We start from the raw sequence: 12,094 nt of genomic DNA, 5'->3' as shown, positions 1-12,094 counted from the left end.
ACCTGACTCATGTTAAATGCATATATTTATGATGGATTACGTACGCCATTTGGCCGTCATGCAGGAAGCCTGGCGAAGATCCGTCCAGACGATTTAGCTGCACATGTGATTAAGGCATTGGTAGCAAAGAATAATCTGCCTGCTGATATTTTTGATGATGTAATTTTGGGTAATACCAACCAGGCCGGTGAAGACAGCCGTAACATTGCACGTCATGCAACATTACTTGCAGGTTTAGATGTCAAAACACCGGCACAAACCGTGAACCGTTTATGTGCTTCAGGTTTGGCTGCGGTGATTGATGCGGCGCGTGCCATCACTTGTAACGAAGGCGATATTTTCCTTGCAGGTGGTGTCGAGTCGATGTCTCGTGCACCGTTTGTGTTTGCCAAATCTGAAACGCCATTTAGCCGTGATTTTAAAGTATTCGACTCAACCATTGGTGCACGATTCCCGAACCCACTGATTGAAAAGCAATTTGGCAATGACACCATGCCACAAACCGGTGACAACGTTGCAGTAGCATATGGCGTAACTCGTGAAGATGCAGACCAGTTTGCTGCAGCATCTCAAGCGAAATATGAAGCTGCTAAACAAGCTGGTTTCTTTGCAGACGAGATCATCGGTGTTGAAGTGCCACAAGGCCGTAAGTTACCACCAAAACTGGTAGATCAGGATGAACATCCACGTCCATCTTCTAACTTGGAAGCCCTACAAAAACTTCGTCCACTGTTTGAAGGTGGTGTGGTCACTGCAGGTAATGCATCAGGTGTGAATGATGGTGCTGCAGCTTTAATTATTGGTTCCGAAGCTGCTCAGGAAAAACTGGGCATCCAGCCAATGGCGAAAATTATTGCTTCTGCAGCTGCGGGTATTGAACCGCGCATCATGGGTGCAGGTCCGGTTGATGCAATTAAATTGGCATTAAAACGCGCCGACCTGACTTTGGATGACATGGACATCATTGAAATCAATGAAGCTTTTGCATCTCAAGTATTGGCTTGTTTGAAAGGTCTGGATGTGGCATTTGATGATGCACGTGTCAATCCAAATGGTGGCGCGATTGCAGTGGGTCATCCACTCGGCGCATCAGGTGCTCGTTTAGTGCTCAGTACTGCTCGTGAATTGCAGCGCAGCGGCAAAAAATATGCTGTGATTAGTTTGTGTATCGGTGTTGGACAAGGTCTAGCATTGGTCATCGAACGCGTATAACAAAGGAAAAACACATGGGTGCATTAGAGGGTATTCGCGTACTGGATTTAAGTCGCGTACTTGCAGGTCCTTGGTGTGGTCAAATCCTCGCGGATTTAGGCGCTGAAGTGATTAAGGTTGAACGTCCTAAAACGGGTGATGACACCCGTATGTGGGGACCACCTTGGATGAAGAATGACCAGGGTGAAAATACACGTGAAGCGGCGTATTACCAGTCAGCCAACCGTAATAAAATGTCAGTGGCGATTGATATTTCGACACCTGAAGGCCAGGAGCTGGTGAAAGCACTGGCAGCTGATTCAGATGTGGTGATTGAAAACTACAAAGCTGGTTCATTGAAAAAATACGGTCTGGATTATGAAAGCCTGAGCGCGATCAATCCAGAACTGGTGTATTGCTCGATTACTGGCTTTGGTCAAACAGGCCCTCGTGCACCTGAACCGGGTTATGATTTTATCATTCAGGGGATGGGTGGTTTAATGTCTGTCACTGGTGAAAAAGATGATCTACCGGGCGGTGGACCACAAAAAGTCGGTGTGGCTTTTGCGGACTTGACCACTGGTCTATATTCTACGATTGCCATTCAGGCAGCCTTGCTAAATCGTCATGTGACAGGTTTAGGTCAGCATATTGATATGGCATTATTAGATGTCCAGGTTGCATTACTGGCAAACCAGGGTATGAACTACCTGGCTTCAGGTAAAGTCCCAGGTCGTTATGGTAATGCACATGCCAATATTGTGCCTTATCAAGTATTCCGTGCTGCCGATCAGGACTTTATTATTGCTTGTGGCAATGATAAACAGTTTATCGCATTAAGTGCTGCCATTGGTTTGCCTGATCTACCACAAGATCCACGTTTCATGACCAATGCGCTGCGTATTCAGCATCGTGCAGAGATCACAGAGCTGTTGGCGAAGCACTTCCTGAGCAATACTGCAAAGCACTGGGTTGAAGCAATTCATGCAGTGAAAGTGCCGGTAGGCTTGATCAATAACCTTGAGCAAGCTTTCCAGGAACCACAAGTGCAAGCGCGTAATATGCTGGTGGAAATTCCACATCCGTTAAAAGAAAAATTAACGGTAATTGGTTCGCCAATTAAATTATCGCGTACACCGGTTGAATACCGTAAAGCACCACCTATGCTGGGTGAGCATACGAATGAGATTCTTTCGCGTGTCGTAGATGAAGAAAAACTGGAAACGTTAAAAGCCCAAGGTATTGTTGGTTAATAAACAAGAAAACCCATAAGTCCAATAAAGAAGCAACTTAATCAAAGTTGCTTCTTTGCTATATACAAGATAATTATTTATAATTTCGCAATGCGAAACACATATTATGAAATTGAAGGACGGTGAAGACATGTCTGATGATGTACCTGAAACCGATCAGTCGGAAGAAAAGTTAATTGCGCCTTTGCGTCATGAGTTATTGCATCCAATTGAAGACATGCAGGATGAAAATGACCGTCAATTTATTACTGCTTTGGCACGTGGTTTAGAGTTACTGCGTTGTTTTAGTCCAAAGCATCAGCACTTAGGGAATCAGGAACTGTCACAAATGACAGGCTTGCCTAAACCAACCATTACCCGTTTAACCCATACCTTGTCCCGTTTAGGATATTTAAAGCAGGTTCCGAATTCGAGCAAGTTTCAGCTCTCAGTCGGCGTACTGTCTTTTGGTTATTCGATGCTGTCGAATTTATCCTTACGATCGGTTGCTCATCCATTAATGAAAAATCTGGCGGACTATGCTGAAGCTGCTGTTGCCATGGCGACCCGTGACCGCCTGAACATGATTTATCTGGATGTCGTGCAGGGCAAGGGCAATGTCACCATGCGTCGCCAAGTCGGAACACATTTGCCAATCCATCTTAGCTCAATGGGACGTGCATGTTTGGCTGCTATGCCTGAAGATGAACGTGATTTTCTGCTGGATGCAATTCGCCGTAAACATGCTGAAGAATGGCTGAAAATCAAAGAAGAACTAGAACAGGCATTTAAAGACTATCAGGATTATGGCTACTGTTTCTCAATGGGTGAATGGCATAAGGATGTCAATTCGGTAGCGGTGCCTTTTGTGCATGAGCAATATGGTCTGTTGGTCTTTAACTGTGGTGGACCAAGCTTCCTGCTAAATCAAGAAAAAATCCAGAATGATATTGCACCGCGTTTACTACATATGGTGAACAATATCAGAAATGAGCTAGGCTAAAATTCAAAACCAATATTTGATTTGATTAAAATCAAAAAAGAGCGACTTAATGTCGCTCTGATGATTAATTTTTTATATGTTATTGAGATTCATCGCAATATTATTCACCATGTGAATCAGACGTGGTCCAATTTCATTTTCCAGTTTTTCTTGGTTTAACAGATAACTTGGAGCACCACAGTTAAATGTTAAAATTCCATGTTTGGGATGAACTAGTGGAACTGCCACGGAATTCACATCTTTTGCCCAGTCACCTAGAGACAGACAGTAGCCATAATCCTGATAATCACGGATTGCACGTTCCAGATTACGCTTGATGGTTAGCCACTGACCTTCGTTTCTTTTCTTGATCGCGTCAAATAAATATTCGCGTTCCTTTACATCCATCGCTGCCAGACAGGCGCGTCCCATGGCACTGCTATGAATCGGTAAAGTCGAACCGACAGGGCGGCGCATGGTCAGCGTCGATTCTGTATGTACCACTTCCAGATAAATCATGCTCAAACGGTCACGGGTAGCCATTGCCACAGGGGCTTGGGAATAGCGTGACATTTCTTCCATAAACGGATAAGCCTGAGTCCGTGCAGAAATATTACTCAAAGCTGCATAGCCTAAAGCCAATACGCCAACATCCAATAGATATTTCGTGGTATTTGGCAGTTGTTTTAAATAACCTAAAGAAACCAGGGTGCTGGTAATACGCGCTACAGTCGGCTTGGGCAAGTTGGTTAATTGTGCAATTTCCTGATTACCAAGCAATTGATTGGTCGCAGAAAAGCATCTTAGAATCTCAAGGCCACGCGCAATAGACGCAATAAATTGGGGATTGTTTTCGCGATGAATATGCGAGATTGGATCTAAGCGAATTTCATCAAAATTAGGTATTTCACCTGTTTTATTTTTAGTCATGGTCTACATAAATAGAGAAGTAAATTAATGAATATCATAGCAACTTAGTTTCACGATACAAAATAAAACAATTTAAATTGTAGATGAATTATATGAGTAACGACTAAATATTATTCTATCTCATGTCTAAATGCTGCTATACATAATAAATAACTGCAAAAAATAGTGGAGCTATTTTTAAAATAAAGCCTTTAAATAAACAATAAACTTTATCACTTTTTAAGCTTTCATCTCTGGTCAGCTCCTTATAGAAAGCAGCGTTAGTAAAGCGAAATTTAAAAAGCAATAATTTCGTATTGTGAAATATTATTCTATATTAAATCCATTTTAAAGCCAGATAAATTTCGTTTTTTTATAAAAAATAAATTTTTTGACGAATTTGCTTGCTGAATTTTTATTTTTATGGTTATTTATTTCGTAATACGAAACTAAAAATAAAACGGTAAAGGAATTTACCCAGACCATATACATGGAGATTCATATGATTCGCGATCCGGAAATGCTCGATCAACTTCTGTCTACGATTCGAGATTTTGTAAAAAATGAACTGGTTCCTCTCGAACATGAAGTAGAAGAGAACAATGCCATTCCTGAACATATTGTGGAACAGATGAAAGAGCTGGGTTTGTTTGGTCTGACGATTCCAGAAGAATACGGCGGTTTAGGCATTACCATGGAAGAGGAAATTCTGGTTGCGATGGAATTGGGCCGAACATCGGCTGCATTCCGTTCTCTAATCGGGACCAACAACGGTATTGGTTCAAGTGGCATCGTCATTGATGGTACAGAAGAGCAAAAACAGAAATATTTACCGCGTTATGCAACCGGCGAAATCATTGGTTCTTTCTGTTTGACTGAGCCAGATTCCGGTTCAGATGCTGCATCTTTAAAAACCAATGCGGTAAAAGATGGCGATTATTATGTTTTAAATGGCACCAAACGTTTTATTACCAATGCGCCACGTGCAACGACATTTACAGTCATGGCACGCACCAATCCAGAAATCAAAGGCGCCAGTGGCATTTCAGCATTTCTGGTAGAAGCGGGCACACCAGGCTTGAGCCTAGGCAAAATTGATAAAAAAATGGGTCAACATGGTTCTTATACCTGCGATGTTATTTTCGATAATTGCCGGGTGCATAAAGACCAGCTGATTGGTGGTGTTGAAGGCGTTGGTTTCAAGACGGCCATGCGCGTTCTGGACAAAGGCCGTTTACATATTGCCGGCTATAGCGTGGGTATGGCAGAGCGTATGCTGGAAGATGCCTTAAACTATGCGGTAGAACGCAAGCAGTTTGGTCAGGCTATTGCAAATTTTCAGCTGATTCAGGGCATGTTGGCTGACTCTAAAGCTGAAATTTATGCAGCCAAATGTATGGTACTGGATGCAGCCCGACTGCGTGATGCCGGTCAGAATGTGACGACGGAAGCCTCTTGCGCCAAAATGTTTGCCACTGAAATGTGTGGTCGTGTCGCTGACCGCTGTTTACAGATTCATGGTGGAGCAGGCTATATCAGTGAATATTCAATTGAACGTTTTTACCGTGATGTGCGTTTGTTCCGTTTATATGAAGGAACGACACAAATCCAGCAAATTATTATTGCACGTGAAATGATTAAACAGGCCACAGCCTAAACATATATTTTTTAAAATAGGGAAATATTAAAATGACGACAAAAATTAGATTTGATTGGCAAGACCCATTTTTAATCGAACAGCAATTGACCTCAGAAGAGCGCATGATTCGTGATGCTGCAGCTGCTTATTGTCAGGATAAGCTGATGCCGCGTGTATTGGAACAGTTCCGTCATGAAAAAACCGATCCGGCTATTTTCCGTGAAATGGGTGAACTCGGTTTGCTGGGCCCAACCATTCCTGAACAGTACGGCGGTGCCGGTTTAAATTATGTTAGCTATGGTCTGATTGCGCGTGAAGTCGAGCGTGTCGATTCAGGTTACCGTTCGATGGCCAGCGTACAAAGCTCCTTGGTGATGGTGCCGATTAATGAATTCGGTTCTGAAGAGCAAAAACAAAAGTATTTACCAAAATTAGCCACCGGTGAATATATTGGCTGTTTCGGTCTGACTGAGCCAGATCATGGTTCTGATCCAGGCAGCATGATTAGCCGTGCCAAAAAAGTCGATGGTGGTTACCGTTTAACTGGCGCAAAAATGTGGATTACCAATAGTCCAATAGCCGATGTATTTGTGGTCTGGGCTAAAGAAGTCTCTGCTGAGGGTAATGTCGGTGACATTCGCGGATTTATTCTGGAAAAAGGCTGGGAAGGGCTGTCTGCACCTGCGATCCATGGCAAAGTCGGTTTACGTGCCTCGATCACCGGTGAAATTGTGATGGATAACGTCTTTGTACCGGAAGAAAATGCATTTCCAGAAGTGCGTGGCTTGAAAGGTCCATTTACCTGCCTGAACAGTGCCCGTTACGGGATTGCCTGGGGTGCCATGGGCGCAGCAGAATTTTGCTGGCATACCGCACATCAATACACCATGGACCGTAAACAGTTTGGCCGTCCATTGGCAGCAAACCAGCTGATTCAGAAAAAACTGGCCGATATGCAAACTGAAATTGCCCTTGGTTTACAGGTAGCATTACGTTTTGGTCGCATGAAAGATGAAGGTATCGCGTCAGTTGAAGGGACTTCACTGATCAAGCGCAATAACTGTGGTAAGGCCCTGGATATTGCACGTCTAGCACGTGACATGATGGGCGGTAACGGGATTTCTGATGAATTTGGTGTAGCCCGTCATCTGGTTAATCTGGAAGTCGTGAATACCTATGAAGGTACTCATGATGTACATGCCCTGATTTTAGGACGTGCACAAACCGGCATCGCTGCATTTTGTAACTAAGTCTAGCTATAACATCTAGCCAGCACATGCTGGCTAGAGCGCCGACTATTTGTTGCCGTTTGTTTACAAATACCAGGTTTTCAATAAGATACCCAATTAAAAATCAAGTGGAAACATGCACATAAATTAAATACCCGATAGGCAGATGATAGGATTATCACCCTGGTTCACTATATCTTTCATATAAATAATTACGTGAAAGATAAAAGTTATAAAAGCACCGGAATGCTCAAAAATATTTTAAGGACGCCATGAATACGATCAGTGCGCAACACCCTCATTTGGAAAATGATAACCAACCCAAGAAAAAAGTCTGGATTCTGGCCTTTGTGTTCTCATTTTTGGCATTACTGGTCGATGGAGCAGATATTGCGTTATTGGCCTACAGTCTGACCAGTCTGAAACAGGAATTTTCATTAAGCAGTATGCAGGCAGGGGCGCTAGGCAGCTGGACATTGGCAGGTATGGCGATTGGTGGATTTTTTGGTGGCTGGGCCTGTGACCGGTTCGGGCGGGTTCGAGTCATCGTGATCGCCATTGCACTGTTTTCTTCATTGACTTTCTGGCTAGGATTTGCCGAAAGCTATGATCAGTTTAAGTGGCTGCGTTTTACTTCTGCGATTGGTCTAGGCGCCTTGTATATTGCCTGTAATACCCTGATGGCGGAATATGTGCCAACCAAGTATCGCTCGACAGTATTGGCCACACTGATGACCGGTTGGACCCTGGGCTCGGTCGTCGCCACTGTTTTGGCAGGCTGGTTATTGCCCGAATTTGGCTGGCGATATCTGTATTATATTGCGATTATTCCTATTGTACTTTCTGTCGCAATGTACTTTTTAGTGCCTGAACCCAAAGCCTGGTTAGATGCACGTCAAGCGCGCCTCGATGCCAAAGCCAGCGGGATTGTTCAGGAAAAACCTAAAAACACTTTTAAAATGGTTTTTGAAGATGCACTTAGCCGTCGCATGTTCATTCTCTGGTCATTCAGTACCGCATTTTTACAGTTTGGATATTACGGCGTCAGTAACTGGTTACCTGCCTATCTAGAGTCGGATCTGGGCATCAAGTTTAAAGAAATGACCATGTATATGATTGGTACTTTCCTGATCATGATGTGTACCAAAGTCATTGCCGGTTTTATTGCCGACCGTATTGGCCGTCGTGCAGTGTTCGCATTTGGCACCATGGGCACCGCAATTTTTATTCCGGTGATTGTGTTTGGTAATACCCCGGACAATATTCTCTGGCTGATGCTGTTTTTCGGATTTCTTTACGGTATTCCCTATGGCATTAATGCCACCTACATGACGGAAAGTTTCTCGACCAAAGTACGTGGAACTGCGGTTGGTGGTGCATATAACGTGGGCCGTTTAGGTGCTGTTTTTGCCCCACTGACGATTGGTTATTTTGCTCAGGGTGGATCTATTGGAACCGGTTTATTGATCATGGGAATTGCCTATTTTCTTTGTGGCTTGATTCCGGCTTTCTTTATTAAAGACCGCTTATTTGATCCGCAAAAAGCCGATTGATCTACCAATCAAAATATATAGAAAAGATGCTAGGAAGCAATATGATGAATAAAATCACGCAGGATATCGAAACAGTTCTCAAACAGATTCCTGATGGTGCACACATTATGACCAGTGGTTTCGGTCTGGCAGGCCAACCGGTGGAACTGATCGAAGCACTGATTGATCTGGGCCCGAAAGATTTAACCATTATCAATAATAATGCAGCCTCTGGAGATCGTGGACTTACCAATTTACTGTTATCGGGACTGGTCAAAAAAATGATCTGTTCCTTTCCACGCGCCAATAACTCTACTGTATTTGAAGACCTGTACAAGGCTGGAAAAATTGAACTGGAACTGGTTCCGCAGGGCAATCTGGCCTGCCGTATTCAGGCAGCAGGTGCCGGCTTAGGGGCAGTTTTCACGCCGACTGGCTTCGGCACCAAAATTGCTGAAGGCAAAGAAACGCGCCACATTAATGGCAAGGATTATGTGCTGGAATATCCGATTCATGCCGATTATGCCTTGATCTATGCCAATCAGGCAGACCGCTGGGGCAATTTGACCTACCGCAAGGCAGCGCGTAATTTTGGTCCGATCATGGCCAAAGCGGCGACAACCACTATCGCTCAGGTACATCAGATTGTGGAGCTGGGAGATCTTGATCCAGAGATTATCGTAACGCCGGGCATTTTTGTACAGCATGTGGTTCAGGTCGGAGATATCAAATAATGACTATTCAAAAACGTACTCGTGAACAGATTGTGGCAAAAGTCGCGCAAGATATTCCAAGCGGTTCTTTTGTCAATCTGGGCATCGGTTTACCGACCCGTGTGGCAGGTCATTTAAAACCGGAACAGAACGTGATCCTGCACTCTGAAAATGGTGTTTTGGGTTTTGCGGCCTTGAATGATCCTGAACAGGCAGATGATGACCTGATTAATGCCGGCAAGGAACTGGTGAGCATGCTGGAAGGCGGCAGTTTTATGAACTCTGCAGATTCCTTCGATATCATGCGCGGTGGGCATCTGGATATTTGCGTCATGGGGGCCTTTCAAGTGGCGATTAATGGTGATCTGGCCAACTGGCATACCGGTAATGCCGCTGCTGTACCTGCCGTAGGCGGCGCCATGGATCTGGCCGTCGGTGCCCGTTGTGTTTATGTCTGTATGGAACATGTCACCAAAAACGGTGCAGCCAAAATTGTTGAAGAGCTGACTTATCCGATTACCGGCAAGCACTGTGTAAACCGTATTTATACCGATTTGTGTGTGATTGAGCTCAAAGACCAGCAGGCCCGGGTCATTGAGATGGTGGAGGGGTTAAGCTTTGAGGAACTGCAACAGCAGACCGGATGTAAATTGCTGGATCATCGGCAGCAGTAGACAGCGCAGAGCTTCACCTTGTATAAATTACAGTATGCCTGTAACTTGTAAATCGTAGCTTAGGCTGCGATTTACGCATGTTTAAATGCTGAGTATTACATATAGATTTTGAATATCTGGAATAAGGCCGATCTTTACGCAATTTGAAGATATAAATACAAATTTTTGCTAGGGCGTGTCATCAATTAAGCCAAATGATTGTTGAAGCCAGGTAGATCGCTGATAAGAAGTTTTGAGCCAATTTATCATAGCGTGTGGCAATAGCACGATACTGCTTGAGCTTGGCAAAAAAGTTCTCGATCAGATGTCTTGCCTTGTAGAGATTTCGATCATAATCACGCTGATCAATAGAATTACTTTTCGCTGGCATCACAACTTGACCCTTCGCCTCTAAAATTGGATCAATGACTCGATCCCTGGAGTTGTAGGCTTTATCCATAAGCCAGGTCTGGCTCAACGATAAGTCCAGCAACACATCTGAACCGTTTAAGTCATGGACCTGCCCATCAGTGAGATAAAATCCTGTTGGGTTGCCTAAAGCATCAGTACGGGCATGAATTTTGGTGCTTAAGCCCCCTTTACTGCGTCCAATCGCCTGATTTTTTCCCCCCAGCGCTGTGTTGATGAGCACGTACAATGGTGGAGTCTAACATGGCATATTCATTATCACTGTCATGTGACAGTACTTCAAAGACTCTCTGCCACACACCTGTTTTAGCCCAACGACTAAAACGAGTATGCACGACTCTAAAATCACCAAAGCGTTCGGGTAAGTCTCGCCACGGGATACCTGAACGATACCGATACAATACCGCTTCAACAAATAGTCGGTTATCTTTGGCCGTTACTCCAACAGTACCCATTCGTCCAGGTAACAGATCTTTAATCTGTTCCCACTGCTCATCTTTTAATGCATAGCGTTTAGTCATAAAAGTATAATGGGGACAAGGCGGTTTTCCTCAAGCTAATTGATGACACGCCCTAATTGTTTAGTCCCAGCTTTTTATCGTGGATGAATACAAGATTCATTTAAGTGCCAGTATTGGTATTGTTGCAGATGACAGTTCGATTCAGCATTCTTCTGAGCTGATTTATCAGTCTGTTCTGGCGATGCAGGAAGCCAAAAGACAAGGCCGAAATATCTGGCAATGGTATGAAAAAACCAATATGAAACCTGCACCAGAAATAGATTATGCAAATCTGCGTATGGAACTGATGCAAGCGATCAACCAGAAACAGTTTAATCTTTTCTATCAACCGATTATTAATCCTGCAAATGGTCAGGTGACTGGCGTAGAAGCTCTGATTCGCTGGCAGCACCCGCAGCAGGGTTATATTTCTCCTGCGGTTTTCATTCCGCTTGCAGAACGAACAGGGCAAATTATCGGTGTAGGCCAGTGGGTTCTGGAAAAAGCCTGCGTAGATATTGCTGCATGGAACAAGCAGCACAATCGTCAGATCACCGTATCGGTCAATATTTCTCCGCTCCAATTCCGCAGGGCAGGTTTCCTGCAAATACTTAAACATGTCCTTGCAAGCAGTCAATTGCCTCCGGAACTGCTCAAAATTGAGATTACCGAAGGGGTGATTATTAATGGCGCAGATCGCACCATTGAAATTTTGAAAACGGTACGTGCTTTAGGTGTTCAAGTCGCGATTGATGACTTTGGGACCGGCTATTCAAGCCTGAGTTATCTACGGCGCCTGCCGATCAACCAGATCAAGCTAGATCGGAGTTTTATCGAGGAACTGACACTGGATGATCAGAATGCTGCAATTGTTCAATCCATCATTCATCTGGCCCATCAGCTTGATTTAGATGTTGTGGCTGAAGGTGTGGAAACCTTGAATCAAGCCCAATTACTTTATCAACAAGGCTGTGATTTACTACAAGGCTTTTTTTATGCGAAACCTGCGCCTTTAACTGAATTAAAGCCTCTTTATTTATCCATGGAATCTGATCATCCGCAAAGAAATTAAAAATTCAAGGTGA

The 12,094-nt window shown here is 43.9% G+C and carries 10 protein-coding genes and 1 pseudogene; 9 read left to right on the top strand and 2 right to left on the bottom strand.

Annotated elements, in window-relative coordinates; genetic code table 11:
- The first annotated feature begins 9 nt into the window (after window positions 1-9).
- From FTU87_RS02395 to FTU87_RS02385, 3 genes are all read left to right on the top strand, one after another.
- Window positions 10-1,212: a 3-oxoadipyl-CoA thiolase gene (locus FTU87_RS02395; protein WP_180096619.1), complete on the top strand. Its 1,203-nt coding sequence runs from the start codon at window positions 10-12 to the stop codon at window positions 1,210-1,212.
- A gap of 14 nt (window positions 1,213-1,226) precedes the next feature.
- Entirely contained in the window at window positions 1,227-2,444 is a 1,218-nt protein-coding gene (locus FTU87_RS02390) for a CaiB/BaiF CoA-transferase family protein (RefSeq protein ID WP_180096618.1), read from the top strand.
- Between the two features lie 130 nt (window positions 2,445-2,574).
- Window positions 2,575-3,426: an IclR family transcriptional regulator gene (locus FTU87_RS02385; protein WP_180096617.1), complete on the top strand. Its 852-nt coding sequence runs from the start codon at window positions 2,575-2,577 to the stop codon at window positions 3,424-3,426.
- 72 nt (window positions 3,427-3,498) lie between these two features.
- Here FTU87_RS02385 and FTU87_RS02380 read toward each other — a convergent pair whose 3' ends face one another.
- Window positions 3,499-4,335: an IclR family transcriptional regulator gene (locus tag FTU87_RS02380; protein ID WP_180096616.1), complete on the bottom strand. Its 837-nt coding sequence runs from the start codon at window positions 4,333-4,335 to the stop codon at window positions 3,499-3,501.
- A 481-nt stretch (window positions 4,336-4,816) separates the two neighbouring features.
- On the opposite strand from FTU87_RS02380, the gene FTU87_RS02375 reads away from it, so the two are divergent.
- The 5 genes from FTU87_RS02375 (at window position 4,817) to FTU87_RS02355 (ending at window position 10,101) form a co-directional block, all read left to right on the top strand.
- Entirely contained in the window at window positions 4,817-5,971 is a 1,155-nt protein-coding gene (locus tag FTU87_RS02375) for an acyl-CoA dehydrogenase family protein (protein WP_074383164.1), read from the top strand.
- A gap of 32 nt (window positions 5,972-6,003) precedes the next feature.
- Window positions 6,004-7,203: an acyl-CoA dehydrogenase gene (locus FTU87_RS02370; protein ID WP_159515765.1), complete on the top strand. Its 1,200-nt coding sequence runs from the start codon at window positions 6,004-6,006 to the stop codon at window positions 7,201-7,203.
- A 251-nt stretch (window positions 7,204-7,454) separates the two neighbouring features.
- On the top strand, window positions 7,455-8,735 hold the full coding sequence (locus FTU87_RS02365; protein WP_005170902.1) for an MFS transporter: 1,281 nt from the start codon (window positions 7,455-7,457) through the stop codon (window positions 8,733-8,735).
- 41 nt (window positions 8,736-8,776) lie between these two features.
- Complete coding sequence (locus tag FTU87_RS02360) at window positions 8,777-9,448, top strand: 3-oxoacid CoA-transferase subunit A (RefSeq protein WP_005170906.1); 672 nt, start codon at window positions 8,777-8,779, stop codon at window positions 9,446-9,448.
- Window positions 9,448-10,101, top strand: coding sequence for a 3-oxoacid CoA-transferase subunit B (locus tag FTU87_RS02355; RefSeq protein WP_005170908.1), 654 nt, complete (start codon window positions 9,448-9,450; stop codon window positions 10,099-10,101). Before FTU87_RS02360 ends, FTU87_RS02355 begins: the two co-directional genes overlap by 1 nt.
- A 181-nt stretch (window positions 10,102-10,282) precedes the next feature.
- On the opposite strand, the gene FTU87_RS02350 is transcribed toward FTU87_RS02355, so the two are convergent.
- Window positions 10,283-11,030 (bottom strand): IS5 family transposase gene (locus FTU87_RS02350; protein ID WP_373684755.1). Its coding sequence is split into 2 segments (ribosomal slippage): window positions 10,283-10,700 and window positions 10,699-11,030, totalling 750 coding nucleotides; the frame shifts between segments, so codons are not numbered across the junction.
- A 64-nt stretch (window positions 11,031-11,094) separates the two neighbouring features.
- Here FTU87_RS02350 and FTU87_RS02345 point away from each other — a divergent pair.
- A pseudogene (locus tag FTU87_RS02345) lies at window positions 11,095-12,081 on the top strand (putative bifunctional diguanylate cyclase/phosphodiesterase); the annotation flags it as partial.
- Window positions 12,082-12,094 lie beyond the last annotated feature (13 nt).

It is taken from the genome of Acinetobacter sp. YH12156 (genome assembly GCF_013418235.1).
Taxonomy (GTDB): domain Bacteria; phylum Pseudomonadota; class Gammaproteobacteria; order Pseudomonadales; family Moraxellaceae; genus Acinetobacter; species Acinetobacter pseudolwoffii.
The sequence above is the reverse complement of the archived record's forward strand: the minus strand, read 5'-3'. Positions and strand labels throughout refer to the sequence as shown.